Below are 24,172 nucleotides of genomic sequence, written 5' to 3'. Positions count from 1 at the left end.
CATTCGGTTAACCCTCTGTTTCGACAGGACTCGTATGGACAAGCTCTTCTCGATCTCGGACCTATCGAAGGAGCTTGGCGTGACGCCGCGCACCATCCGCTTCTACGAGGAACAGGGGCTGCTGCTGCCGCAAAGGGTCGGCACAAATCGGATCTACACCTCCCGGGATCGCGGTCGGCTGATCCTGATCCTGCGCGGGAAACGCCTGGGCTTCACCCTCAAGGACATCCGGGAATACCTCGATCTCTACGACGCCGATCCGACGCAGCGCGAGCAGATCGATGCCTTGCTCGGCAAGGTCCGTCAGCGCATCCAAGAGCTGGACGAACAGCTCGAGACGCTGCGCGTGACGCTTGGCGAGCTGCGCGAGATCGAGCAGATGTCGCTGGACGCGCTGGAGCGTCACGAACAGGCCGCCGCCGGGACCATGGCCCGGAAGCGCTGACCCCGACCGGACCCCGCAAGGGTCCGACCCACCATATTCCCAATGCAACTCCGGAGAGTTACCGATGACACGTGTCGTTGTCGCGGGCTACATGCGCTCGCCTTTCACCCTGGCCCACAAGGGCGCGTTGGCCAAGGTCCGGCCCGACGATCTGGCCGCCCAGGTGGTCCGGGCGCTGGTCGAACGCTCGGGGGTCGATCCCGAGGCAATCGAAGATCTGCTGCTCGGCTGCGCCTTCCCCGAGGGCGAGCAGGGTCTGAACCTCGCCCGGCTGGTCGGGCTGATGAGCGGGCTGCCGCAATCGGTGGGTGCCGCGACGATCAACCGCTTCTGCGGCTCCTCGATGACCTCGGTCCACGTGGCGGCCGGCTCGATCGCCATGGGCGCCGGAGAGGCCTTTGTCTGCGCAGGTGTCGAGAACATGAGCCGAGTGCCGATGATGGGCTTCAACCCGATGCCCCACCCCGACTTCGCCCGCGCCCACCCCGAGGCCTACATGGGCATGGGCGAGACCGCAGAGAACGTCGCCCGGCGCTGGCAGATCACCCGCGCCGAGCAGGAAGAGTTCGCGCTCCGCTCGCAGGAAAAGGCCGCTGCGGCGCTGCAGCAGGGCCGCTTTGCCGATGAAATCGTGCCGATTGCCGGGCGCGGCGGCGTCGTGGACACCGATGGCTGCCTGCGCCCCGAGACGACGCTCGAGCGCCTTGCCGAGCTGAAGCCCGCCTTCGATGCGCAGGGCGTGGTGACCGCGGGCACCTCCTCCCCGCTGACAGATGGCTGCGCAGCGGTGCTGATCTGCTCGGATGCCTATGCCGAAAAGGCCGGGCTGCAGGTTCTGGCCTACGTGAAATCCGTTGCGGTGAAAGGCTGCGCGCCCGACATCATGGGGATCGGCCCGGTGGCCGCCACCCGCGCCGCGCTGGAGCGCGCGGCGATTTCGGCGGGCGATCTCGACGTGATCGAGCTGAACGAAGCCTTTGCCAGCCAGTCCATCGCCTGCATCCGCGATCTCGACCTCGATCCGGCACGGGTCAACCTCGACGGCGGGGCCATCGCGCTCGGCCATCCGCTCGGCGCCACCGGCGCGCGCATCGTCGGCAAGGCGGCCAGCCTGCTGAAGCGCGAGGGAGGCCGTTACGCTCTGGCCACGCAGTGCATCGGCGGCGGTCAGGGCATCGCCACCGTGCTGGAGGCCGCATGATGGCCAACATCGAAAAAGTCGCCGTCATCGGTGCGGGCGTCATGGGAGCCGCGATCGCGGCCCATGTGGCCAACTCCGGGACCAAGGTTTTACTGCTCGACATCGTGCCCGAGGGCGCGGCCAACCGCAACGCGCTGGCCGAAGGGGCCGTGGCCCGGATGTTGAAGGCCGACCCTGCCCCCTTCATGGGGCGCAAGGCGGCGCGTCTGGTCGAAACGGGCAACCTCGAGGATGACCTCGCGCGCCTCGCCGAGGCCGACTGGATCATCGAGGCGGTGATCGAACGGCTCGACATCAAGCAGGACCTCTACCGCAAGATCGACGCGGCCCGGAAGCCCGGCAGCATCGTCTCGTCCAACACCTCGACGATCCCGCTCGCGACGCTGCTGGGCGGGCTGCCGGAGAGCTTCGCGCAGGATTTCCTCGTCACCCATTTCTTCAACCCACCCCGCTACATGCGGCTCATGGAGCTGGTCACCGGGCCGACGACCCGCGCGGATGCGGCCGAGCTCATCACCGAATTTGCCGACCGGCGGCTTGGCAAGACCGTGGTCCGGGCCAAGGACACGCCGAGTTTCATCGCCAACCGGCTCGGCATCTACTGGTTGCAAAAAGCGGTGGTCGAGGCGTCGGAGCGCGGCATCCCGGTCGAACAGGCCGACGCGCTGATCGGCAAGCCCTTCGGCATTCCCAAGACCGGCGTCTTCGGGTTGCTCGATCTGGTCGGGCTCGACCTTATGCCGCATGTGAACGCGAGCCTTGCCGCCGCACTGCCGCAGACCGACGCCTTCCACGCCGCCAACCGGCCCCTGCCGATCGTGCAGAAAATGATCACCGAGGGGTACACCGGCCGCAAGGGCAAGGGCGGTTTCTACCGCCTGAACCGAGAGGGCGGCCAGAAACTGAAAGAGGCGGTCGACCTTTCGAGCGGCCACTACTCTGTCGCCAGGAAAGCCAGATCGGAGGCGATGGAGGAGGCCGGTCGCAACCCCCGCGCGCTCATGGCGCATGACAGCGCCGAGGGACGCTATGCCGCCGAAGTGATGGGCGCAACCCTGCGCTACGCCGCCGAGCTGGCCGGCGAAGTGGCCGACAGCATCGCCGACATCGACGAGGCGATGTGCCTGGGGTACGCGTGGAAGGATGGCCCCTTCGCCTTGATGGACAAGATCGGCCCCGATTGGCTCGTCGCGCGGCTCGAGGCCGAGGGCACGCCGGTTCCGCCGATCCTTGAGCTTGCCCGCGGCCGCAGCTTCTACCGCGTCGAGGACGGACGGCTCGAGCAGCTGGGCCTCGACGGCGACTACCATCCTGTGACCCGCCCCGATGGCGTGCTGCTGCTCTCGGACATCAAGCGCGGGACAAAACCGGTTCTTAAAAATGGCTCTGCCGCGGTCTGGGAAATCGGAGACGGTGTTCTGTGCTTCGAGTTCACGTCGAAAATGAATGCGATGGACGACCAGATCCTCGCGCTTCTGGCGAAGACACTGAAGCTGGTGCAGGCCGAGTACAAGGCGCTGGTGATCCACAATGAGGGCACGAACTTCTCGGTCGGCGCCAACCTGGGCCTCGCGCTCTTCGCCGCCAATATCGCCGCCTGGCCCCAGATCGAGGGGCTCGTGGCCCTTGGCCAGCAGGTGTTTCAGGACATGCGGAGCGCCCCCTTCCCGGTCGTCGGCGCGCCTTCGGGCATGGCGCTTGGTGGCGGTTGCGAGGTGCTGTTGCATTGTGGCGCGGTGCAGGCCCACGCGGAAAGCTACATCGGGCTTGTCGAGGTTGGCGTGGGGCTGATCCCCGGCTGGGGCGGCTGCACCGAGATGCTGCACCGCTGGCAGCGCTTCGGGCGTCTGCCCAAGGGGCCGATGCCGGCACCCTCGAAGGTCTTCGAGATCCTCAGCACCGCGACGGTGGCGAAATCCGCCGCCGAGGCCAAGGAGCTGCTGTTCCTGCGCCCCGAGGACGGGATCACCATGAACCGTGCGCGGCTGCTGGCCGATGCCAAGGCCCGGGCGCTGGCGATGGCCGAAGACTACGTGCCGCCCGAGACGCGGGACTACACGCTGCCCGGCCCATCGGGCCACGTCGCCATGGAGATGGCGGTGCAACAGTTCCGCAAGCTGGGCAAGGCGACGCCCTATGACGAGGTCGTTGCCAGCGCGCTCGCCGAGGTGCTGTCGGGCGGAGAGACCGATCCGATCGACAACCTCACCGACAGCGACCTGCTGAAACTCGAGCGGGAGCAATTCTTCGCGCTGGTCCGGCGGCCCGGTACGCTCGAGCGGATCGAGTCCATGCTGATGACCGGCAAGCCGCTCCGGAACTGAACCCCGGCCCTGAGCCGCAGAGAAAGGGACATCGCGACGATGGCCAATTACACGCCCCCCCTGCGCGACATGCGCTTTGTCTACCACGAACTGCTCGGCTGCGACGACCTGGCGGAGTTGCCGGGCTTCGAGGAATTCACCCCCGACCTGATCGACCCGATCCTCGAAGAGGCCGGCAAGATCTGCGCCGAGGTTCTGCACCCGATCAACCGCTCCGGCGACGAGGAAGGCTGCCGGCTCGAGAACGGCGTCGTCCGCACCCCCGCCGGGTTCCCCGAGGCCTACCGCCAGTTCCGCGAAGGCGGCTGGACGGCCATCACCTGCGATCCGGAATACGGCGGGCAGGGCCTGCCGGCTGCTGCCGACGTGCTGGTGACCGAGATGATCTGTTCGGCCAACCTGTCGTTCGGCATGTATCCCGGCCTGTCGCACGGTGCCTACCTCGCGCTGCACAGCCATGGCTCGGAGGAGCTCAAGCAGGCCTATCTGCCCAAGCTCGTCGACGGCACATGGTCCGGCACCATGTGCCTGACCGAGCCGCATTGCGGCACAGACCTGGGGCTTCTGCGCAGCAAGGCGCTGCCGCAGGAGGATGGCAGCTACCGCATCACTGGCACCAAGATCTTCATCTCGGCCGGCGAACATGACCTGACCGAGAACATCATCCACCTCGTGCTGGCGCGGCTGCCGGATGCGCCCAAGGGGTCGCGCGGGATCAGCCTCTTCCTCGTGCCGAAGTTCCTGCCCACCGCGACAGGCGCCCCGGGCGAGCGCAACGGCGTCCAATGCGCCAGCATCGAGCACAAGATGGGGATCAAGGCCTCGTCGACCTGCGTGATGAACTTCGACGATGCGCAGGGCTGGCTGGTCGGCGCGCCGCACAAGGGCCTGCAGGCGATGTTCACCATGATGAACAACGAGCGCCTCGCCGTGGGCGGTCAGGGGCTGGGCGTCGCCGAGGCCGCCTACCAGGGCTCGGTCGCCTATGCGCGCGAGCGTCTACAGGGCCGCTCGCTGACCGGCACCAAGGCGCCCGACAAGCCCGCCGATCCGATCATCGTGCATCCCGACGTGCGGCGGATGCTGCTTCTGCAACGCGCCGCGACCGAGGGCTGCCGGGCCATGGCGGTCTGGGTGGGCAAGGAGCTCGACAAGCAGGACCGCCACCCCGAGCCCGAGGTGCGCAAGGCCTCCGAGGATTTCGTGGCACTGATGACCCCGATCGTGAAGGCGCTCTTCACCGATCTCGGGTTCGAGAACGCCAACCTCGGGATGCAGGTGCTCGGCGGGCACGGCTACATCCGCGAGCACGGCATGGAGCAATACGTCCGCGACGCGCGCATCACGCAGATCTACGAGGGCACGAACGGCATCCAGGCGCTCGATCTCGTCGGACGCAAACTGGGGGCCAATGGCGGGCGCTACCTGCGGCGGTTCTTCCACCCGGTCTCGGAGTATATCGCGGCGCAGGCGGACGTGCCCGAGATGGCGCCCTACATCGGCCCGCTCGCCAAGGCCTTCGGTCGGCTGCAGACGGCCTCGGCCACCGTCGCCCAGCGGGGGCTTGCAAACCCCGACGAGGCTGGTGCCGCGGCGACGGATTACCTGCGGCTCTTTGGGCTGACCGCCTTGGGCTATCTCTGGGCGCGCATGGCCGAAACCGCCATGACCAAGGCCCGCGAGACCGGCGACGCTGACGGCTTCTACGCCGCCAAGCAGGTGACGGCGCGCTTTTTCATGGAAAAGATGCTGCCGCAGACCGGCACGCTGCTGTCGCAGATCATGGCGGGCGGCGAGACGCTCATGGCGCTCGACGAAGCGGCCTTCTGAACCAATCGCCTGCCGGGGCGTGAGCCCCGGAGGCGGCACAGGACAGGAAAGGACTGGACGTCATGGCCGATCTTGACGGAAAGACACTCTTTATCAGCGGCGGCAGTCGCGGCATCGGGAAGGCCATCGCGCTGCGCGCCGCGCGGGATGGCGCCAACGTGGTGTTGGCGGCCAAGACCGTCACCCCGCATCCCCGCCTGCCCGGCACCATCGAGGACGCCGCGGCCGAGGTCGAGGCAGCAGGCGGGCGCGCGCTGCCGCTACAGCTCGACATCCGCGACGATGCGGCGGTCGCCGAGGCGGTGGGCAGGGCCGAGGCGCATTTCGGCGGCATCGACATCGTGGTCAACAATGCCAGCGCGATCTCGCTGACGCCCACCCCCGACACCGAGATGAAGCGCTTCGACCTGATGATGCAGGTCAACATGCGCGGCACCTTCGCGGTCACCCGCGCCTGCCTGCCGGCGCTGAAGCGGGCGTCGAACCCGCATGTGCTGACGCTCTCGCCGCCACCGTCTCTCGACCCGAAATGGTACGGGCCCCACGTCGCCTACACGATCTCGAAGATGGGGATGAGCCTTTGCGTGCTTGGCTGGGCCGAGGAGTTCCGCCCGCTCGGCATCGCCGCCAACGCCCTCTGGCCCCGCACGGTGATCGACACCGCGGCGCTCGCCATGCTGGGCGGCGCGGTCCAGCCGCAGAACTGCCGGACCCCGCAGATCGTCGCCGATGCTGCCCATGCCATTCTGACCCGAGCGGCACAGACCTGTACCGGCAATTTCTTCATCGACGAGGAGATTCTGCGCGAGGCGGGGACCACGGATTTCTCGCGCTATGCGGTCGATCCCGCCGAGCCGCTGCTGACCGATCTCTTCGTGTCGGAAAGCTGAACGCACCCGATCCGACGTCCAAGGAGAAAGCCCATGATGACCCGCCTCGCGCGCCTTGCCGTCCTGCTGGCACTGACCGCGGCCCCTGCCCTTGCCGCCGATCCCGTCCTCGGGACATGGAAAACTCAGCCCGGCGATGACGGCCATTTTGGCCTCGTGACCATGGCGCCCTGCGGCAGCATGCTCTGCGGCACGCTGAGCCGCGCCTTCGACGCGGACGGTGCGGCGATCCCCTCGGCCTCGATCGGGCGGCAGATCGTCTGGGACATGCAGCCCAGGGGCGCGGGGAAGTACGAGGCTGGCCGCATCTGGGCGCCCGACCGCGACAAGACCTACGCTTCGAAGATGGAACTGACCGGCGATCGGCTCGAGGTCTATGGCTGCGTTCTGGGCTTCTGCCGACGGCAGAGCTGGACCCGCGTGCAATAGCAGGGCGCCGCGGTGCCAAAGGCCCCGCGGGCGGGTCCTTCCGAAGGGCCGCCCGTGCTGTCGATGGCCGAGCTGGGGCATCCGGCCAGGACCGGAAACAAGGCTTGACCTGTTTCCGGGCCTTGGCTTTCTCAAAGACGGCGTGGGGACTTTTCGCGCGCGAGGTACTGGCCTCGGGCGTCCTGCACGATCCCCTCCGACGCCGCGTAGACGGTGCGCCCGCGCAGGAGGGTGCGCACCGGCCATCCGGTGATCTCCATTCCCTCGTACGGCGTGTAATCCGCACCGTGGTGCATCTGTTCCTGGCGCACCACCGCACGGCGCTCGGGATCCCACAGCGTGATGTCGGCATCCGCCCCGATCACCAGCGCGCCCTTCTGGGGATACATGCCGTAAAGCTTGGCGGGGTTGCTGGAGGTCAGGGCGACGAAGCGCTCGAGGCTGATGCGGCCCTTCGAGACGCCTTCGGAGAAGAGGATCGGCAGGCGCGTCTCGACACCCGGAATCCCGTTCGGCACCCATTTGAACGAGGTGCGCGCACGCGGCGTGTCCTTACCCCTGCCCTCGGCATCCTCGAAGTAGAACGGGCAGTGGTCCGAGGAGAAGAGATCGAAGGTGCCATCCCGCAGCCCCTGCCAAATCGCCTCCTGGCTGTCGTGATCCCGGGGCGGCGGCGAGCAGACGTATTTCGCCCCCTCGAAGTCCATGTTCAGCCCCTTGAGGTCGTCCTTGGTCAGGGCGATGTACTGCGGGCAGGTTTCGGCGAAGACGTTCAGCCCGCGCCGCTTGGCCCATTGGATCTGCTCCATCGGGTCGCGGCCCGAGACATGCACGATCACCACGGGCACGTCGACCAGTTCGGCGTGGCTTATGGCACGGTGCGTCGCCTCGCGCTCGGCAATCTGGGCATGGGCCTCGGCGTGGAAATAGGGCGCGGTCCGGCCGCTCTGCTCGAGCTTGCGGGTCATGTACTTGATCGCGTCGTGGCCCTCGGCGTGGACCATCACCAGTGCCCCCTCGCGCCGCGCGACGTCGAAGACCTCGAGCAGCTCGGCGTCGTTCAGCACCATGTCGTCATAGGTCATGAAGACCTTGAAGGAGGTATAGCCCTCGCGCACCAGCGCGGGCAGCTCCTGCCCGAGCACCTGCGGCGTCGGGTCGGTGATGATCATGTGGAAGGACACGTCGCACCAGCACTGGCCCTCGGCCAGCGCGTGGTAGTCCGCCACCGCCTGCCGCAACGACTGCCCGCGGCGCTGCAGCGCGAAGGGCAGCACCATGGTGTTCCCACCGGCCACCGCCGCGCGCGTGCCCGAGGCGAAATCGTCGGCCATCACGGTGCCGTCGCCCTGCTCCTGCGCGAGGTGGACATGGGCGTCGATGCCGCCCGGCAGCAGCAGCAGACCCGTGGCATCGATCTCCTCGGCGCCGCCCTCGATACGGGCGGCGATCTGGGTGATCTTGCCCTCCGTCACCGCAAGATCGGCGCGGAAGCGGTCGGCGGCGGTCACGATCGTGCCGCCGCGGATCACCAGGTCGGGACGCTGGCCACTCATGCCGCGACGTCCCCGCCGAGGATACCCGGCAGCGCCGAGAGCATCCGCTCGAGCTCGGCCAGAGTGTTGTAATGCACCATGGAAACCCGCACGACGCCCTCGTCGTGAGCCTCGCCCAGAAGCTCCGCGAGGCGGCGCGAATGGAAATCCCCGAAGCGAATGGCGACCTTGTGATCGTCCATCGCACGGGCCACCGCCCCCGACGGCAGCCCCTCGACCCGGAAGGCGATGGTCGGCACCCGCAGGTTCCCCTCGTTCGTCGCGTCGCCGATCACCCGGCAGTCGTTGCGCGCGCGCAGCCAGGCCAGCAGCCGGTTGGTCAGCACCTCTTCCTGGCGGGCGATGGCCTCGAACCCGGCCTCGAAGAGCGCCCGCCCCTCGGCCTTTGACCCGGCGCGGCGGCCGAGCTCCTGGATGTAGGCGACCACCGCGGTCGTGGAATAGGCCAACTCGTAGTTCGGGTTCCCCGGCTCGAGCTTCCCGGGGACTTTATCCTTGCCGTAAAAGTAATGATAAAGCCCGTCCAGCTCGGCCAGAAGCTCGTATTTCCCGTACATGATCGCGGTGTGCGGCCCGTAACACTTGTAAAGGCTGAAGATGTAGTAGTCGACGTCCCAGCCGGTCACGTCGATCGACCGATGCGGTGCGTAAGCGACGCCGTCGACGCAGATCTTGGCACCGCGCGCGTGGACGAACTCGGCGATCTCGGCCACGGGATTGATCTGGCCGAGGATGTTCGAGACGTGATGCACGCAGACCAGCTTGGTGCGCGGTCCCATAAGCGGCGCGAGGTCCTCAAGCCGCAGGCGCATGGACGCGGTATCGAAGGGCCAGACCTTGATCACCACGCCGAGCTCGCGCAGGCGCTCCCAGGGGCCGATGTTGGACTCGTGGTCGGCATGGGTGACGATGATCTCGTCGCCGGGCGCGAACTGGCTGCGCATGGCCGCCGCGAGGGTCTGGACAAGCGCCGTGGTCGAGGGGCCGAAGACGATCTCCTCGGGCCGCGCGGCATTCACAAAGGTCTGCGCCGCCCGGCGCCCGTCCATCAGCGCCTCTGCGGCAAGCTGCGAGATCTCGTAGCTGCCGCCGATCTGCACGTCGCGGTGGGTGAGGAACTCGACGATCCGGTCCATGGCCCCCTGCAGCGTCTGCGAGCCGCCGGCGTTGTCGAAAAACGCCCACTCCTTGGCCAGCGCGGGAAACTGGCCGCGCACGAAGCCCATGTCGAGCTGATCTTGATAATCTGACATCGCCTGTCCCTGTGTCTTTCTCGGTGTGTCTTGTTCAGTGGTCCAGCACGGCGTGCAGGAAGTTTCGGGTGCGCGTCTCGCGCGGGGCAGAGAAGAACTCCGCGGGCGGCGCGCTTTCGATCACCTCGCCGCCGTCCATGAAAATCACCCGGTCCGCGACCTGCCGGGCAAACCCCATCTCGTGGGTCACCACCACCATGGTCACGCCGGTCTGCGCGAGGTCGCGCATCACGTCGAGCACCTCGCCGACCATCTCGGGATCGAGTGCCGAGGTGGGCTCGTCGAAAAGCAGCACCTCCGGTTCCATTGCCAGCGCCCGCGCGATGGCCACGCGCTGCTGCTGGCCGCCCGAAAGGCCACTGGGGTATTTCTCGGCCTGCGACGCCAGCCCCACCCGGGCCAGCAGCTGATCGGCCTGCGCCGCCGCGGCGGCCTTGCTGGTCCCGCGCACGCGGCGCGGCGCAAGCATGATGTTCTGCCGCACGGTGAGATGTGGAAAGAGGTTGAAGCTCTGGAAGACCATGCCGACCTCGGCGCGCACCTTGGCGAGATTGGCGCCGGGCAGCACCGGCACGCCGTCGACCTCGATGGCGCTGTCGGCGGAGAACGCCTCGAGCCGGTTGATGCAGCGGATCAGGGTCGATTTCCCTGACCCCGAGGGGCCGACCACGCAGACGACCTCGCCGCGCGCGATCTCGAGGTCGATGCCGCGCAGCGCGTGATAGGGGCCGTAGTACTTCTGCAGGTTCCGGATGCTGATATATCCCGGCATCATACCCTCCCCCGGTTGAGCCGCCGTTCGAGCTGCGAGACGAGCAGGGCCAGCGGCAGCAGGAAGGCGAGGTACATCGCCGCGGCGCCGATCAGCGGACTGGGGTTGGCCGCGAGCGCCTGCGCCTGGGTCGCCTGCTTCAGCAGGTCAGGCATCGCCACGACCGAGGCCAGCGCAGTGTCCTTGACCACGTTGATCAAATTGTTGGTGAGCGGCGGGATGACCATGCGGATCGACTGCGGCAGGATCACGTCGACCATCGTCTGCCGGTGCCCCAACCCCAGCGCCGCGGCGGCTTCGAACTGACCCTTGGGGATCGCCTCGATGCCGGAGCGGAAGATCTCGGCGGTATAGGCGCCCGAGACCAGGGTCAGCGCGGTCAGCGCCGAGGCAAAGGGCGAGAGCCGCACGCCCACGAAGGGAAGCGCGTAATAGACGATGATCAGCAGCACCAGCAGCGGGATCGACCGGAACACATTGATGTAGATGCGCGTGAGAATTTGCACCGGACGCATCGCGTAGAGCCGCATCATGCAGAGCGCGAGGCCGAGCACGAGCCCCGCGAGAATACTCGCTGCGCCGAGCTCGAGCGTGAGCCAGAGCCCCTTGAGCAGCATCGGAAAGCTGCGGGCCAGCACCTCGAGATTGAAGAAGGTTTCGAACAAGTCCATCGGGGTCCCCTGCAGGGACCCGGACGCTTCCGCGCCCGGGTCGCGCGCAATTACTCGGCGGTCGGCATGTCGAGCACGGTCACCGTCGAGGTCCCGGCCTCTGGCGCTGCGCCGAACCACTTCTCGTGAAGCTCCGCCAGCGTGCCATCCTCTTTCAGACCGGTAAGGATCCCGTCGACCTCGGTGGCAAGCTCCGCGTCCTTGGCGAACATGAAGGAGTACTTCTCGCCGGTGGCGATGCGCTGCACGACCTTCAGCGCCGGCTTGTCCTTCACGTAGTACTGAAGCGCCGGGATGTCCGAGATGTAGCCGTCGATCCGGCCCGCGGTCAGATCGAGCATCGCCGGCTGCAGACCCTCGTAGCGGCGGATATCGGCAAAGCCGTAGTCCGCGGCATGCTCGGTCGCCCACATGTCGCCGGTCGCGCCCGTGTCCACCCCGACAACCTTGTCCTTCATCTCGTCCAGCGAGGCGGGCCCCTCGGCACCCACGGTCAGCGACTGGTCGCTGTCATAGTAGGGCTGCGCGAAGCTCACCGACTGTAGACGCTCGTTGGTGATGGTGATCGATGACATCGCCATGTCGATCCGGCCCGACTGCACCGCCGAGAACAGCCCGTTGAAGGGAATATTGACGATCTCCACCTCGCGGCCGAGCTGCGCGGCCACGGCGCTTGCAAGGTCCACCTCGAAACCGACGAAGGCGCCGGTATCGTCCTGAAATTCCCATGGCACATTGCCGATGTTCGCGCCGACTTCGAGCGCCTCCTGGGCCTGCGCGGCGCCGGCGATGCCTGCGGCGACGACCCACGTCGGTACGATGAGTTTCCTGAGCATTTTTATTCTCCCTGCTGTTATGGGGCCCGAAGCGCACCTCGGACCAACTGGTCTGACCAGTCCTACCGGTAGGATCACGCTGGCAAGATATTTGCAAGTGTGCAATCAGTAAATTCGGTGCCACGCGAGCCGTGGCGCCAGGGGCTGCTCAATTTGAGGACGGAGCGATGGAAGAGGACTACGGAAAGCTGCCGGTCACCGAGGTCGTGACACGCCGGATCCAGGAGATGATCCGCAGTGGCGAGTTTCCCCCCGATGCCAAGCTTCCCTCGCAGCGGATCCTGTCGGAGCAGCTCGGGGTCTCCCGCGCCTCCCTGCGCGAAGCGCTGCTCACGCTCGAAACGCTCGGCCTCATCCGCACCCTGCCGGCCCGCGGGACATTCGTCAGCGGCGAGCGGACGCAAGCCCCGAAGGCCGGACAGAACTGGCGTCACGACGCGCGCTACACGATCACCGAGGTCTTCGAGACCCGGCTCCTCATCGAATGCGAGATGTGCCGTCTCGCGGCACCGGCGATGACCGGGGCGCGGCTTGACGCGCTTGCCGACGCCGCACGCACCTTCGAGATAGCCTGGCGCAACGGCGATCTTCTGGCGCATGTCGAAGCCGACCTCGCCTTTCACTCGCGGATCGCGGATGCCTGCCCCAATGGCATGCTGCGGATGTTCTACCGGTCGATCCACGACGTGCTGACCGAAAGCCAGCGCGTCCCGATCCCGAACACCGAAGTCTCGCGCATGGAGGCCTCGATCGCCGAGCACCACGCCATCCTCGCCGCCCTAAAAGCGGGAGACGGCGCCGCTGCGGCCGCGGAGATGCGCGCGCACATCAGCAATACAGGGTCGATCGTGGGAGCAAAGCTCGTGCAATAGGCCGGGAGCCGTGCGCGCGATCCGCGCACTTAGGCCGTGCCGCTGCTGGCCGCCAAGACAGGTGGTTCGACCCGTACAGCACCCCAATCGTTCCGGTGCGCCTCAGGCGGCAGGAAGAAAGCTGCGGTCTTCCCGCGACCTCACGACATGGTCCCTATATTCGTCTGCGAGTCCTTGGGCGCGAATAAGCGCTTTCCTGTGGTTCGGACGTTCGCACAGGAAATGAAACAGGAGAGATGCCATAGAACATATGGCCAGGGCCATGGCAATCTTGACCATCAGGCCCACCAAGAGGAAGGCCGCCATGAGCGCCAGCGCGGATGCGCCGTCAAGAAATCGCGTTGTCGGCCTGGAGTAGGTTCCGTCGGTAAGGTTGTAAATGAATTGTGTCTCGCCACGAATATGGTAGGCGAGGATATCGCCCTCTTTTCCCAAGGGCGTCTCACCCAAGTTCTTTATGAACGTTCTTTCGGCTCTCTCCAGGCCGGTAAGCTCCAATGTGGCACCGCTGCTGGAGCCTGTGACGGAAACAACCCTACCGACAGAAAGATTCATCAATTACCTCTACTGGAACTGCGCACACGCAAGTAGCCAATTAAAATTCTGAAAGGCTGAATAACACAGGTGGCTTGGAATTTTTATCGAAGGTAGTGGAAGATTTTATTCATAGCAACTTCGAATCAATCCCCCTCCGATAGCCTCCGAAAATTGGCGACTTTGGCTGGTCCCTTGCATGTTTTCTGCACAGCACAACTCGGATCTCCTTCGGCCTCCACCGAACGCAGTCAGCCCGATCCGGGGATCCCTCTCGACCGCATCACGTCGGCATAGAGCAACAACGCCATGACCAGTGGCAGCGCGGCGGCGATCGACAGAAGCGCCAACGTCGTTTCGGCTCCAAACCTGTCGATGAGCAGCGCGCCCAGCGTAGGGGCGGCGGCGGCGGCCAGCAGCATCGGGCGCGCGAGGCGGCCCATCAGAGTTGCATAGTTCTCCGGACCGTAGAGGACGAGCGGAAGCGCCCCGCGTGCGATCGACCAGAGGCCGTTTCCGGCGCCGTAGGCGACAAGGGCTGCAGCCGCGGGCACGCCGAGCGACAATCCGATGAACCCGGCGAGCACGAGCGTGGTTGCCGCGAGCATGGTCCAGATCGGGTGATGTCGACCTCCCCCGATCATTTCCAGGACACGGGCACCGACTTGTGACGGTCCGATGAGCGTGCCGACCGTGATGGCGGCGGCAAGCGTGTAGCCTTCGGCCGTCAGGAGCGTCACCATGTGGATGGACCAGATCGTCGCCAGGAGTGTCAGCGTGACACCGGCAACAACGATGCACAGGAACCGGGCATCGAAGGTTCGGCCCGGCAGGACCGGCGTGCGCGCCGACGTCTCATGCGGCCCGCGGGCCCTCGGCAGAGCCACCCAGCAGAGCGGGAGCGTGCCAAAGAGATGGAGCGCCGCGTAGACAAGACAGGTCGATCGCCACCCGACACTCTCGACAAGCCATGCCGAAAGCGGCCAGCAGACCGTGCTTGCAAATCCGCCCCACAGCGTCAGCTGGGTGATCGCGGAGCGTGCGTTTCGCCCGTAGGCGGCCCCGAGCACCGAGAAGGCGGCATCGTAGAGCCCGGTCGCCATTCCGAGGCCGAGGATGCACCAGGAGAGGAGGTAGGCCCAGAGCGCATACGAGAGGCTGAGCAGGATCAGCCCCGCCGCGATCAGCGTCATTCCGACGCAAAGGGTCATCCGCCCACCGCTGCGCCCGATCCAGCGCCCCACAGCCGGCGCAGCGAGACCGGACATCAACAAGCCGGCGGACACGCCTACCGAGAGCAGCGCCTGCCCCCAGCCAGTCTCTGCCGCGATGGCTCCGGCCAGCGGGGCCATCAGGTAATAGCTGCTTCCCCAGGCAAGGATCTGAACCACGCCGAGTGCCGAAACCACGCGTGTCCGTGGGGCGATCATCCGGCTTGGCTGGCGTCGTCCGCGCAGCACTCGTCGACCAGGAAGGCGACCAGCGCCTTCATCGCGGGATACTCGGCATGGCATTGCAGTGTGGTGCCGCTCCGCGCCTGCCGGATCAGGCCGACCTCCAGAAGTTTCCTGAGGTGATGCGACAGCGTCGAAGCCGGAAGGCCAAGGGTTTCCTGGATCTGTCCGACCGGCGCGCCGGTCTCGCCCGCACGGACCAGGGCGCGGTAGATGCGAAGGCGCGTCGGATTGCCAATGGCATCCAGTTGGCGGGAGGCTGTTTCGATGTCCATGGAAATAGATGCGCCCCTACCACCAGAGCGGTCAACATCTATTTCCACTTTTGTCGAATTAGCTGGCCCGTGGAGGCATCCGCCCCTAGCGTTCGGCCAGGCGTCCCCCGCCCGCAAGCAGCGGGCGGCGGGTCTAAAGCTGCACAGCGGCTCCGAAGCGCCGCGCCTCGCTGCTCAGGTGAGCCCCCCGAGCCGGCGAACTTCCGCACCCACGGTTTCCCCGTCCTCGGCACCCAAAGCGGCGGCGATGCCAGCCGCTTCGCCGGTGGCGAACGCCGTTCCCATCACGCGCACGGATCCATAGGCAACGGGATCGGCCCCGATGACGCGGCCGGCAACGAAGAGGTTATCGAGGCCGCGCACCCTGAGGCTGTCCAGCGGGATCGAAGCGTATCCCGGCCCGCCTACCGAATGGTAGACCGGCTTGCCGGCCTCGCCGTGCAGCTCCGCCGGCCAGGCCGCCCGCGCCACGCTGTCGGGCCGCTGCCGACCGCTGGCCAGATCGTGGGCAGTCATCTCGTAGCGGATCGCGGGATGCCGGCTCTCGCGGATGCCGATCTGCGGACCGGACTGGGCAAGGAAACACCGCTCGAAGCCCGGGACATATGCGCGCAGCATTGCCACGTAATCATGCGCCATCTCCCGCGCGCGCTGCTCCGCCCAGGTGAAGCTGCCCGAGCTGAGGTCGCGCAGGGCAAGATCGATGATCATCCACCACATGTCGCCGGTGCCGGGGATCCGGGTATAGATCCCGCCATCGCTACGGGTGATCGGATGCGCGCCGGTCTCGTTGTAACGTCGGACCGCGGCCTTGATCGCCTCCCGGTCGAACGGCACGTCCGGGTCGAGGCCGGAGATCCGGATCGGGGCGGAAACAGCCTGCAGCCTGCCCTCATGGTCGCCCTCGCGCATGGCGATGCCCGAGACCAGCGAGAGGTTGGCATCCCCGGTGGCATCGACAAAGCCCTCGGCGGCGATGCGTCGGCGGCCCTCCATGCCGGCGACCGTGACGGATTCGATCCCGTTGGCGGTCCGCGTTGCGGCCGCAACGCGCGAATGCAAGAGCACGTCGACGCCGTGATCGGCCAGCACCCGGTCGAACGCCAGTTTCGCGCCTTCCGGGTTGAGCAGGATGATCCAGTTGCCGGTGGTCTCGGAATTATAGGCCTCGCCGGTCATGCCGCAGCCGCGCATCGCCTCGAGCACGAGCTCCCCGGCGCCGCCGACCGCCTTGATCGGGGTCTTGCCCTGCTGGAAAAACCCGCAGTAGGCGAGCACCTGCGAGGTGGTCGCCGCGCCGCCGAGGAAGCCATACTTCTCGACCAGGCAGACCTTCGCCCCGGCGCGCGCGGCGCCGAGCGCCGCGCCAACCCCGGCGGCACCGCCGCCAGCGACGATGACGTCGTATTCGCTCTCGATCTTCCGGCTCATGTGCGCCACCCCAGAACATGTTTCTCGACGGCCCCCACGGCGGCCGAAAGCAGCACGCCCAAGAGAGAGAGGATGGTCACCCCGGCGAACAAACGCTCGAGGTCGTAGAGCGAGCCAGCCTGCAGGATGTAGGCCCCGATACCGTGTTCTGCGCCCAGCATCTCGGCGGCAACCAGCAGGATGATCGCGATCGCGAGGCTGACGCGGAGCCCCGACAGGATGCCGGGCATCGCCCCGGGCAGCACGATGCGGAACACGACCGTCGACCAGCGCAGTCCAAAGCTCTGCCCCATCCGGATGAGCGAGCGGTCGACGTTGTCGACGGCGCCATAGGTCGACACGACCGTGGGCGTGAAGGTCCCAAAGGCAATGAGTGCGTATTTCGATGCCTCGTCGATGCCGAACCAGATCACGAAGAGCGGCAGCAGGGCGATCTTTGGGATCGGGAAGATCGCCGCCACCAGCGGCACGAGACCCGCCCTCGCAAAGGAGAAGAGGCCGATCATTACGCCGACGGCGATGCCCACTGTCGCCCCGATGGTGCCGCCCACGAGCAGGCGCATCAGCGAGGGCGCGAGGTTGGTCCAGAGCGCGCCCGACACCGCGAGGTCCCACAGCGTCAGGAAGACGTCCGAGGGGCGTGGCACGGTCAGAGACGAGATGAAACCGGCGCGCGTCCCCCACTCGAGGAAGGCGATCAACAGCGTGAAAACCAGCAGGCCGACCCACCGGGGTGAGGACGGGCGGAAGCCGCCGCCGCGGAATTCCACCGGGCGAACGTCTGGGGTCTGGGGGGCGATGTCAGTCATCGATCAGTTCCATATCGGCGGCCTCGGCTTCGGCGCGCATGAGCGCCCAGAGATGCTGCTGCGTGCGTTCGAGGTCAGGGTCGGCGGAGCTTCGCTCTGCGAGGGGGGTGTCTATCTCGACGATTTCGTTGATCGCCCCGGGCCGGCGCGAGAGCACGACGATCCGGTGCCCCAGCCGCACCGCTTCGGCGAGGTTGTGGGTGACATAAACCGCGGTGAACGGCGATCGCGTCCAAAGGTCCACCAGATCGTCCATCAGCAGCTCGCGGGTCTGGCTGTCGAGCGCCGAGAGCGGCTCGTCCATGAGCAGCACGGCGGGGTTGACCGCGAGCGCGCGTGCGATGGCGACCCTTTGCTTCATTCCGCCCGAAAGCTGCTTTGGCAGCGCCTTGCGGAAGTCGCTCAGCTTGGTGCGGGCCAGCACGTCGGTGATGATATCCTCGGCCTCAGCCTTCGGCACGCCATGATCCGACAGGATCAGGGAGATATTCCCCTCCACCGAGCGCCATGGCAGCAGGGCGAAATCCTGGAACACGTAGGTCAGCGGGTTGATGCTGTCGCTCGGCGGCTCTCCGACCTGGCTCACTGTGCCGGAGGTGGGGCGCTCGAGGCCGCCGAGGAACCGCAGCAGGGTGGACTTGCCGCAGCCCGAGGGGCCCACGATGCACACGATGCGCCCCTTGGGTATGGAGAGGTCGATATTGCGGATGACCTCGACATCGCCATAGCGATGCGAGACCCCTTCGAGTCTGAGTTCCATAGAGTCTTCCGATGGTTGGGTGGCCGGCTATCCAGTGTCGGAGAGCCGGCGCTGTCCGGTCAGCTGCGCGCTTCGACGTAGCTCTCGTCCACGAGCGTTTCGTAGGCGATGTCGGCCTTCACGAGGTTCTCGGCCTTGAACCACTCGAGCTGGTCCATGATCGACGCCCGGTTGAGCGACATCCCTGCGTTGATCCGCATCGCGCCATCCACGATGGGGGCGCGCGCATCTTCCAGAGCGCGGTCGGGATAGACATGCGCCGCAAGCAGCGCGACGATGGCTTCCTGCTCGTCCTCGCTGGCGGTCTTGTCGACCAGCGCGGCGTTGAAGTCGTCGGCGCCGCGCGACAGTGCCGCGAGGAAGGCTCGGGTCTGATCGCCTTCTTCAGAGGCGATCTTGGCCGAGGTGAAGACCGTGGTCACCTGGTAGTCGGGGATATAGTCGGCGACCTCGCCGATGATCTTGACCGCCCCGGCATCCGCCAGCGGCTTGGCGATATGCGGCACGATGGACCAGGCGTCGATCTGCCCGGACTTGATCGCACCGATCACCGCGCCGGTCTTCTGCAGCGGCTTGAACTTGAGCTCGGCGTTCTCGGCCGCGGCAATGCGGGCGCCCATGTAATGGAAGGACGAACCGGCCTGGGTCATGCCGAAGGTCTTGCCGTCAAGATCCGCAGGGCTGGTCAGCCCGGCCTCATAGGCCGCGTTGGAGGCAAGGATCTTCTGACCCGGAATGCCCTTCTCCTCGGTCAGGGCACCGCCGATGACCTTTGCCACGCCCTTGTCGGCCAGCGAGATGAGCCCGCCGGAGATCGCCGTCATCGCGTAGTCGGTATCCCCCGAGGCAATCGCAACGGCCATGGGCTGCGCAGCTTCGAAGAAGTCGAAGCTGACGTCGAGCCCGGCCTCCTGGAAATAGCCACGTTCAAGCGCGATGAAGCTGGGTGCATGGCTCACGAAGCGCAGCGCGCCGACGTTCACCGAGGTCCCGGCGCGTGCGGAGCGCACGAGGTAGGGTGTGGCGAGCGCGCCGCCGATGGCCGCCAGCGTGGCGCGCCGTGTCAGAGTTTTCATGGGTGGTCCTCCTCCTTGAGATAAGCGCCTCGAGCCGAGGCGCTGGTGGTCTAGGGATCGCTCCTCCGCGAGTGCGATGTGTCAAGGTCGTGCCGGATGTCGGCGACGAGCGCCCCGACCGCGGCATCGATGTCGTTGGCGAGAATGGCCTCAACCATTTGGGCGTGCAGCTGCCGCAGCACCCGCGGATCGCAGCGCCCTTCCCGCAGCGCGGCCAGCCGGAAGCGTCGCGACTGGTCGTAGAGCTGGCCGAGAACGCGGATCATCCGGGGCGAGCCGCAGCCAGAGATGAGTTCCCGGTGCAGCGCACGCCCCGCCTCGTCCCACATCATGACCGCGCCGTCCGGGTCCAGGATTAGCCGCTCCGTCGCCCGGTCGGCCGCGTGCAGCGCGGCGACGAGCTTGCCTTCCCAAGCGACATCGGAATTTTGCATCGCCCATTTCAGCGCGAGCGGCTCCAGCTCCGCGCGAAACCTGATGATGTCCCGAAGATCCGCCTCGGTGGCCGAGGCAACACGAAAGCCCCGCTGGGCGGTGGCCTCCACCAAGCCTTCCGAGGCGAGCAGCGTCAGAGCCTCGCGCACCGAGTGGTTCGATCCACCGTAACGGCCCCGCAGCTCCTCGATTTTCAACTTCGAGTCGGGCGGCAAATCGCCAAAGGCAATGTCCCTGCGCAGCGATGCAGCCACGACCGACACCACGGTTTCCGCAGTCGTTTTCTGAGGCTTGCGACCGAACATTGCGCCCGACCCTTTCGTTACTTGATCTAAAAAATGTGTAACTTTATTAGAAGTATTCGAGATAGGGCGTCAAGAGGCGCCGTGTTCCCTGCCGAGGAGACCCCCGCATGAAAACGACGCAGACGGCCACGCTGGTGATCCCGATCCTCGGCGATCCGGTGGCGCAGGTGGCCACCCCCGGGCTCTGGAACGAGGTCTTCCGCGCAAGGGATCAGGACGCGGTCTGCGTGCCCATCGATCTGCCGCCCGCCGGGCTGGAGTCTTTCCTCCGCTGGGTGCGCGAGGCCCGGAACGTGCCGGGCTTCCTGACCACCGTGCCACACAAGGCGGCGCTTGCGCAGGCCTGCGACACGCTCTCCGCCACCGCGCGCCTTCTGGGTGTGGTGAACACCGTCCGACTGGACGAAGGCGGCGACTTGGCCGGGGAGATGTTCGACGGTCAAGGCATGCTGGATGCGATCGAGCGGACGGGCGTGGCTCTTTCGGGGGCGCGCCTCGTGATCTGCGGCGCCGGGGCCGCCGGCGGCGCCATCGCCATCGAGGCCGCGCTCCGGGGCGCGCGGGAGATTGCCCTCATCGACGCGGACCCCGGCCGGGCGTCTGTGCTGGCGGAAAGGGTCTCTTCGGTGGCGAGCATTCCGGTGTCCACGCAGAGTCCGGTCAGCACCGACATCCTCGTGAACGCCTCACCGGCCGGCAGCCCGGGGGCCGCTCCGCCGCCTTTCGGCGAGGCGCTGATCGCCAACGCGCGCTGCGTGGCAGACGCCCTGACCGATCCTGCAGAAACCGCGCTGGTGAAACAGGCTCGCCTGAGGGGGATCCCGGTGGTCACCGGCCAGGAGATGGCCGCCTGCCAAGCCGCGCGCATGCGCGCATTCCTCGGTCTCGAGATCGAGGGGACCTGAGCCTCGACCCGGAGGCCAGGTGCCTCCGTGCCGGTCCTACACGCCGGTCGGCCCGCCCCCATGGCCGCGCGAAGCTGCTTTTCGTCGGCCGCGTGACGCCTGAGGCGGGCGGCGTCACGCGGGCTGTCCTCCGATGCCTCCCAGCGTAGCGAGCGGCACCGGCCGGACCCGTCGGGGCTACATCGAGTTCGGCAGGAACAGCACCAGCCCCGGAAGGAGGATCAGGAGCGCGAGGCGCAGCAGGTCCACCAGCACGAAGGGCAGCACCCCGCGGAAGATCGTGCCGAGCCCCACGTTGCGGGCAATGCTGTTGATCACGAAGACATTCATGCCGATCGGCGGGGTGATCAGACCAAGCTCGACGGTCATCACGATGATGATCCCGAACCAAATCGGATCGAACCCGAGCTGGGTGATCACCGGAAACACGATGGGCACCATGAGGATGATCATCGCCATGGCGTCGAGGAAGCACCCCAGCACCACGAAGAGCGCCATGATCAGCACCAGCGTGCCGTAGCGCCCGAGCCCCAGCTCGATCAGCATGCGGGTCATGTTCTGCGGCACCTGCGTCACCGCAAGGAAGTAGCCGAAGAGGATCGCCCCGATCAGGATCGTGTAAATCGCCACCGAGGTGCGCAGCGCCCCGACGAGGCAGTCGAGCAGCGAGGCCGCCCCCAGCCGCCCGCGCACGATGCCAATCCCCGCGGTAAGCACCGCCCCTACCGCCGCCGCCTCGGTGGCGGTCGCGATGCCGAGATAGATCGACAGGATCACCGCGATGAAAAGCAGCGCCACCGCCCAGACGTCGCGCAGCGCCCGCAGCGCCTCGCCGACCCGGAACGGCGCACCCGCGGGCAGCCGCGGCCCGTACCAGAAGCGTACCGTCAGCATGTACATCAGCACCGCCAGAAGCCCCGGCAGGATGCCCGCGATGAAAAGGCTGCCGATGTCCTGCTCGGTGATGTAGCCATAGACCGCCAGCACCACCGAGGGCGGGATCAGGATCCCCAAGGTCCCGCCCGCCGCGACCACCCCGGTCGCCACATCGTCGCCATAGCCCGCGCGTTTCATCTCCGGGTAGGCGATGTCGGTCATCGTCGCCGCGGTCGCCACCGACGAGCCACAGATCGCCGCAAAGCCAGCGCAGGCCCCCACCGTCGCAATCCCCAACCCGCCGCGGAACGACCCCAGCGTGGCGTTCGCCGCGCGGAACAGCTCGCGGCTCATGCCCGAGCGGGTGGCCAGCACCCCCATCAGCACGAAGAAAGGGATCAGCGTCAGGTTGAAGTCGGTCACCGTGCGCAGCGGCGAGGTGGCCAGAAGGTTCAGCGCCGGTTTCAGCCCCGTCACCATGCCGAAGCCGCCGACCCCGACAATTCCCATAGCAATACCGATTGGCACACGGATCAGCATCAGCAGGAACAGCACGACAAAGCCGCCTGCCGCGATCAGGTCGCGTTCACTCATTCTTGTCTACCTCGGCACGCGCGTCTTCGGCGGGGGTTTCATGGGAGTCGAGCCCTTCGCCAAAGCGCCAGATCCGCCAGAGCCGGAGCGCCGTGGTGAAAAGTGCCGCGACCAGCCCCAGCAGGATCGCGGCAAGGAAGGGCCAATGCGGCAGGCGCAGGTCCATGGTGACCTCGCCCCCCGAGAGCTGCGAGATCACCCGCCCGCCCAGCTTCCAGACCAGCAGTCCGGTGAAGCCCAGCAGGATCACCCATGCCGCAAGATCCATCCAGCGCCGCAGGGCGGGTCCGACCGCCTGCGCCAAGATGTCGACCTTGATGTGGCTGCCGCGATAGCCGAGCGAGGCAAAGCCCCAGATCACCGCTATGGCCAGGGTCAGCCGCGACAGGTCAAAGGAATCCGGCAGCGGGGCGGCAAAGAGATACCGCCCCACCGCCGAGACGAAGATAAGCAGCGTGACGAGCCCGAGCATCACCGCGGCGGTTCTCTCCACCCACAGGATCACCCGGTCCGCCGAGCCGTGTCGTTGCCGAGCCATGGCGCCTCGCTATTGTAGGGGGAGCGCCTCCGCTCCCCCGTGTGCCTTTGCCTTACTTGTAGAGAACGCCATTGGCGTCGAGCGCCGCGCGCAGCCCCTCGAGGATCGCGTCCGGGTCCGAGCCCGCCGCCGACACGTCCGCCTTCCAGGCATCGAGCGTCGGGTTCGCCGCCTCGCGCCAGAGCGCGACCTCCTCGTCGGTGGGCGTGTAGACCGTGTGCTCGGGGTTGTTCAGGATCTCCTCGCGCACGCCCTTGTCATATTCGGCCCAGCCCTCGGAGAATTTCTTCGACCACTCCGGGGTGCAATGCGCGTCGATCACCGCCTTCTGCTCGACGCTCAGACCGTCGTAGCTGTCGTTGTTCAACAGCAGTACCTGCGACGAGAGATAGAGCGGCATGTCATTGTGAAACTTCGTCTCCTCGGCAACGTTGAAGACCTTCATCGCCTCGTAGGGGAAGGTCACCGCATCGGCGGTGCCACGCGCCAGCGCCTCGCGCGCCTCGGGCGCGGGGACCTGCACCGAGGCACCGCCAAGCGAGGCGACGAAGCGCGCCATGGTCGAATGCGCCGGGCGCACGTTCAGCCCCTTCACGTCGGCCGGGACCTTGATCTCGGCCTTGCCATGGAAGCGGCCGGGCTCGTGCGGGTTGACGAGGCAGAAGTGGACATCGCCCATCTCCTTCTCGGCGTAATCACCCGCGTACCACTCGTGGATCGCCTTGGCGGCGTTCGGACCGTCTGTCGCCAGGAAGGGCACGCCGGTCAACTCGTAGATCGGGAAGCGCCCGGCGGTGTAGCCGGGGTTGACGTAGCCGATGTCGGCGATGCCATCGCGGGTCATGTCGTAGTGATCCGGCGCGGCGCCCAGCTGCTGCGCGGGGAACACCTCGAAGGTGATGGTGCCGCCCGAGTCGGCGGTGATCGAGTCCATCCACTCCTGCATGCCGGTCTGCGGCACCGCGTGCTGCGGCGGCAGCCAGTGCGCCAGCCGCAGCGTGACGTCCTGAGCCTGCGCGCCCGTGGCCGCAAGGGCCAGCAGCGTGGCCGCCCCGATGGTAAAGGTCTTCATGGTCTTCCTCCCTATATGCGCCCGGTGTT

At 66.8% G+C, this 24,172-nt stretch carries 24 protein-coding genes; 8 read left to right on the top strand and 16 right to left on the bottom strand.

The window, feature by feature from the left end; translation table 11 throughout:
• Positions 1 to 34 precede the first annotated feature (34 nt).
• From G0Q01_RS02865 to G0Q01_RS02840, 6 genes are all read left to right on the top strand, one after another.
• Positions 35 to 445: a MerR family DNA-binding transcriptional regulator gene (locus G0Q01_RS02865; RefSeq protein ID WP_108970747.1), complete on the top strand. Its 411-nt coding sequence runs from the start codon at positions 35 to 37 to the stop codon at positions 443 to 445.
• Between the two features lie 64 nt (positions 446 to 509).
• A complete protein-coding gene (locus G0Q01_RS02860) occupies positions 510 to 1,646 on the top strand; it encodes a thiolase family protein (protein WP_164190086.1) in 1,137 nt (378 codons plus the stop codon).
• On the top strand, positions 1,646 to 3,970 hold the full coding sequence (locus tag G0Q01_RS02855) for a 3-hydroxyacyl-CoA dehydrogenase/enoyl-CoA hydratase family protein (RefSeq protein ID WP_164190084.1): 2,325 nt from the start codon (positions 1,646 to 1,648) through the stop codon (positions 3,968 to 3,970). Before G0Q01_RS02860 ends, G0Q01_RS02855 begins: the two co-directional genes overlap by 1 nt.
• Before the next feature lie 39 nt (positions 3,971 to 4,009).
• A complete protein-coding gene (locus tag G0Q01_RS02850) occupies positions 4,010 to 5,800 on the top strand; it encodes an acyl-CoA dehydrogenase C-terminal domain-containing protein (RefSeq protein WP_164190082.1) in 1,791 nt (596 codons plus the stop codon).
• 62 nt (positions 5,801 to 5,862) lie between these two features.
• The gene (locus G0Q01_RS02845; RefSeq protein ID WP_164190080.1) at positions 5,863 to 6,690 is read left to right on the top strand and encodes an NAD(P)-dependent oxidoreductase; all 828 of its coding nucleotides are present in this window, start codon (positions 5,863 to 5,865) and stop codon (positions 6,688 to 6,690) included.
• Positions 6,691 to 6,723: 33 nt separating this feature from the next.
• A complete protein-coding gene (locus tag G0Q01_RS02840; RefSeq protein ID WP_370457162.1) occupies positions 6,724 to 7,119 on the top strand; it encodes a DUF2147 domain-containing protein in 396 nt (131 codons plus the stop codon).
• 131 nt (positions 7,120 to 7,250) lie between these two features.
• Here G0Q01_RS02840 and hydA read toward each other — a convergent pair whose 3' ends face one another.
• The 5 genes from hydA to G0Q01_RS02815 are packed head-to-tail and all read right to left on the bottom strand — an operon-like array spanning position 7,251 to position 12,207.
• Positions 7,251 to 8,675 (bottom strand): dihydropyrimidinase, encoded by a 1,425-nt coding sequence (gene hydA, locus G0Q01_RS02835; RefSeq protein ID WP_164190078.1) that lies wholly within the window; start codon positions 8,673 to 8,675, stop codon positions 7,251 to 7,253.
• Entirely contained in the window at positions 8,672 to 9,928 is a 1,257-nt protein-coding gene (locus G0Q01_RS02830) for a cysteine desulfurase-like protein (RefSeq protein ID WP_235939511.1), read from the bottom strand. The genes hydA and G0Q01_RS02830 overlap by 4 nt, the downstream gene beginning before the upstream one ends.
• Before the next feature lie 34 nt (positions 9,929 to 9,962).
• Positions 9,963 to 10,700 (bottom strand): amino acid ABC transporter ATP-binding protein, encoded by a 738-nt coding sequence (locus tag G0Q01_RS02825; protein ID WP_164190076.1) that lies wholly within the window; start codon positions 10,698 to 10,700, stop codon positions 9,963 to 9,965.
• Positions 10,700 to 11,371 (bottom strand): amino acid ABC transporter permease, encoded by a 672-nt coding sequence (locus tag G0Q01_RS02820; protein WP_164190074.1) that lies wholly within the window; start codon positions 11,369 to 11,371, stop codon positions 10,700 to 10,702. Before G0Q01_RS02820 ends, G0Q01_RS02825 begins: the two co-directional genes overlap by 1 nt.
• A 50-nt stretch (positions 11,372 to 11,421) precedes the next feature.
• Positions 11,422 to 12,207, bottom strand: coding sequence for a transporter substrate-binding domain-containing protein (locus tag G0Q01_RS02815; protein ID WP_164213009.1), 786 nt, complete (start codon positions 12,205 to 12,207; stop codon positions 11,422 to 11,424).
• A gap of 167 nt (positions 12,208 to 12,374) precedes the next feature.
• Between G0Q01_RS02815 and G0Q01_RS02810 the strand changes: the two genes are divergently transcribed.
• Positions 12,375 to 13,079 (top strand): FadR/GntR family transcriptional regulator, encoded by a 705-nt coding sequence (locus G0Q01_RS02810; RefSeq protein WP_164190070.1) that lies wholly within the window; start codon positions 12,375 to 12,377, stop codon positions 13,077 to 13,079.
• 102 nt (positions 13,080 to 13,181) lie between these two features.
• Here G0Q01_RS02810 and G0Q01_RS02805 read toward each other — a convergent pair whose 3' ends face one another.
• From G0Q01_RS02805 to G0Q01_RS02770, 8 genes are all read right to left on the bottom strand, one after another.
• On the bottom strand, positions 13,182 to 13,634 hold the full coding sequence (locus tag G0Q01_RS02805; RefSeq protein ID WP_164190067.1) for a hypothetical protein: 453 nt from the start codon (positions 13,632 to 13,634) through the stop codon (positions 13,182 to 13,184).
• 230 nt (positions 13,635 to 13,864) lie between these two features.
• On the bottom strand, positions 13,865 to 15,022 hold the full coding sequence (locus tag G0Q01_RS02800; protein WP_370526676.1) for an MFS transporter: 1,158 nt from the start codon (positions 15,020 to 15,022) through the stop codon (positions 13,865 to 13,867).
• A gap of 17 nt (positions 15,023 to 15,039) precedes the next feature.
• Entirely contained in the window at positions 15,040 to 15,342 is a 303-nt protein-coding gene (locus G0Q01_RS02795; RefSeq protein WP_164190063.1) for a helix-turn-helix transcriptional regulator, read from the bottom strand.
• Positions 15,343 to 15,516: 174 nt separating this feature from the next.
• Entirely contained in the window at positions 15,517 to 16,773 is a 1,257-nt protein-coding gene (locus G0Q01_RS02790) for an FAD-dependent oxidoreductase (protein WP_164213008.1), read from the bottom strand.
• Positions 16,770 to 17,582 (bottom strand): ABC transporter permease, encoded by an 813-nt coding sequence (locus G0Q01_RS02785; RefSeq protein WP_108970760.1) that lies wholly within the window; start codon positions 17,580 to 17,582, stop codon positions 16,770 to 16,772. Before G0Q01_RS02785 ends, G0Q01_RS02790 begins: the two co-directional genes overlap by 4 nt.
• Positions 17,575 to 18,342, bottom strand: coding sequence for an ABC transporter ATP-binding protein (locus G0Q01_RS02780; RefSeq protein WP_164190061.1), 768 nt, complete (start codon positions 18,340 to 18,342; stop codon positions 17,575 to 17,577). The genes G0Q01_RS02785 and G0Q01_RS02780 overlap by 8 nt, the downstream gene beginning before the upstream one ends.
• Positions 18,343 to 18,401: 59 nt before the next feature.
• The gene (locus tag G0Q01_RS02775) at positions 18,402 to 19,418 is read right to left on the bottom strand and encodes an ABC transporter substrate-binding protein (protein WP_164190059.1); all 1,017 of its coding nucleotides are present in this window, start codon (positions 19,416 to 19,418) and stop codon (positions 18,402 to 18,404) included.
• 50 nt (positions 19,419 to 19,468) lie between these two features.
• The gene (locus G0Q01_RS02770) at positions 19,469 to 20,158 is read right to left on the bottom strand and encodes a GntR family transcriptional regulator (protein WP_108970763.1); all 690 of its coding nucleotides are present in this window, start codon (positions 20,156 to 20,158) and stop codon (positions 19,469 to 19,471) included.
• A gap of 107 nt (positions 20,159 to 20,265) precedes the next feature.
• Between G0Q01_RS02770 and G0Q01_RS02765 the strand changes: the two genes are divergently transcribed.
• Positions 20,266 to 21,063 (top strand): shikimate dehydrogenase, encoded by a 798-nt coding sequence (locus G0Q01_RS02765; protein ID WP_164190057.1) that lies wholly within the window; start codon positions 20,266 to 20,268, stop codon positions 21,061 to 21,063.
• 177 nt (positions 21,064 to 21,240) lie between these two features.
• Here G0Q01_RS02765 and G0Q01_RS02760 read toward each other — a convergent pair whose 3' ends face one another.
• The 3 genes from G0Q01_RS02760 to G0Q01_RS02750 are packed head-to-tail and all read right to left on the bottom strand — an operon-like array spanning position 21,241 to position 24,143.
• Positions 21,241 to 22,533 carry a TRAP transporter large permease gene (locus G0Q01_RS02760; RefSeq protein WP_108970765.1) on the bottom strand — a complete coding sequence of 431 codons (1,293 nt, stop codon included), beginning with the start codon at positions 22,531 to 22,533 and terminating at the stop codon, positions 21,241 to 21,243.
• Positions 22,526 to 23,071 (bottom strand): TRAP transporter small permease, encoded by a 546-nt coding sequence (locus tag G0Q01_RS02755; RefSeq protein ID WP_108970766.1) that lies wholly within the window; start codon positions 23,069 to 23,071, stop codon positions 22,526 to 22,528. The genes G0Q01_RS02760 and G0Q01_RS02755 overlap by 8 nt, the downstream gene beginning before the upstream one ends.
• A 52-nt stretch (positions 23,072 to 23,123) precedes the next feature.
• Positions 23,124 to 24,143 (bottom strand): TRAP transporter substrate-binding protein, encoded by a 1,020-nt coding sequence (locus tag G0Q01_RS02750; protein WP_164190055.1) that lies wholly within the window; start codon positions 24,141 to 24,143, stop codon positions 23,124 to 23,126.
• Positions 24,144 to 24,172: the final 29 nt, after the last annotated feature.

Source organism: Salipiger sp. PrR007, from assembly GCF_010499845.1.
In the GTDB taxonomy this organism is placed as follows: Bacteria; Pseudomonadota; Alphaproteobacteria; order Rhodobacterales; family Rhodobacteraceae; genus Salipiger; species Salipiger pacificus_A.
The sequence above is the reverse complement of the archived record's forward strand: the minus strand, read 5'-3'. Positions and strand labels throughout refer to the sequence as shown.

Coding starts and splice junctions, on each gene's coding strand:
- hydA (WP_164190078.1), bottom strand. CDS start 8,675: ATGAGTGGCCAGCGTCCCGACCTGGTGATCCGCGGCGGCACGATCGTG.
- G0Q01_RS02795 (WP_164190063.1), bottom strand. CDS start 15,342: ATGGACATCGAAACAGCCTCCCGCCAACTGGATGCCATTGGCAATCCG.
- G0Q01_RS02815 (WP_164213009.1), bottom strand. CDS start 12,207: ATGCTCAGGAAACTCATCGTACCGACGTGGGTCGTCGCCGCAGGCATC.
- G0Q01_RS02755 (WP_108970766.1), bottom strand. CDS start 23,071: ATGGCTCGGCAACGACACGGCTCGGCGGACCGGGTGATCCTGTGGGTG.
- G0Q01_RS02765 (WP_164190057.1), top strand. CDS start 20,266: ATGAAAACGACGCAGACGGCCACGCTGGTGATCCCGATCCTCGGCGAT.
- G0Q01_RS02825 (WP_164190076.1), bottom strand. CDS start 10,700: ATGCCGGGATATATCAGCATCCGGAACCTGCAGAAGTACTACGGCCCC.
- G0Q01_RS02830 (WP_235939511.1), bottom strand. CDS start 9,928: ATGTCAGATTATCAAGATCAGCTCGACATGGGCTTCGTGCGCGGCCAG.
- G0Q01_RS02760 (WP_108970765.1), bottom strand. CDS start 22,533: ATGAGTGAACGCGACCTGATCGCGGCAGGCGGCTTTGTCGTGCTGTTC.
- G0Q01_RS02850 (WP_164190082.1), top strand. CDS start 4,010: ATGGCCAATTACACGCCCCCCCTGCGCGACATGCGCTTTGTCTACCAC.
- G0Q01_RS02780 (WP_164190061.1), bottom strand. CDS start 18,342: ATGGAACTCAGACTCGAAGGGGTCTCGCATCGCTATGGCGATGTCGAG.
- G0Q01_RS02770 (WP_108970763.1), bottom strand. CDS start 20,158: ATGTTCGGTCGCAAGCCTCAGAAAACGACTGCGGAAACCGTGGTGTCG.
- G0Q01_RS02865 (WP_108970747.1), top strand. CDS start 35: ATGGACAAGCTCTTCTCGATCTCGGACCTATCGAAGGAGCTTGGCGTG.
- G0Q01_RS02860 (WP_164190086.1), top strand. CDS start 510: ATGACACGTGTCGTTGTCGCGGGCTACATGCGCTCGCCTTTCACCCTG.
- G0Q01_RS02855 (WP_164190084.1), top strand. CDS start 1,646: ATGGCCAACATCGAAAAAGTCGCCGTCATCGGTGCGGGCGTCATGGGA.
- G0Q01_RS02790 (WP_164213008.1), bottom strand. CDS start 16,773: ATGAGCCGGAAGATCGAGAGCGAATACGACGTCATCGTCGCTGGCGGC.
- G0Q01_RS02810 (WP_164190070.1), top strand. CDS start 12,375: ATGGAAGAGGACTACGGAAAGCTGCCGGTCACCGAGGTCGTGACACGC.
- G0Q01_RS02820 (WP_164190074.1), bottom strand. CDS start 11,371: ATGGACTTGTTCGAAACCTTCTTCAATCTCGAGGTGCTGGCCCGCAGC.
- G0Q01_RS02775 (WP_164190059.1), bottom strand. CDS start 19,418: ATGAAAACTCTGACACGGCGCGCCACGCTGGCGGCCATCGGCGGCGCG.
- G0Q01_RS02805 (WP_164190067.1), bottom strand. CDS start 13,634: ATGAATCTTTCTGTCGGTAGGGTTGTTTCCGTCACAGGCTCCAGCAGC.
- G0Q01_RS02750 (WP_164190055.1), bottom strand. CDS start 24,143: ATGAAGACCTTTACCATCGGGGCGGCCACGCTGCTGGCCCTTGCGGCC.
- G0Q01_RS02845 (WP_164190080.1), top strand. CDS start 5,863: ATGGCCGATCTTGACGGAAAGACACTCTTTATCAGCGGCGGCAGTCGC.
- G0Q01_RS02840 (WP_370457162.1), top strand. CDS start 6,724: ATGATGACCCGCCTCGCGCGCCTTGCCGTCCTGCTGGCACTGACCGCG.
- G0Q01_RS02785 (WP_108970760.1), bottom strand. CDS start 17,582: ATGACTGACATCGCCCCCCAGACCCCAGACGTTCGCCCGGTGGAATTC.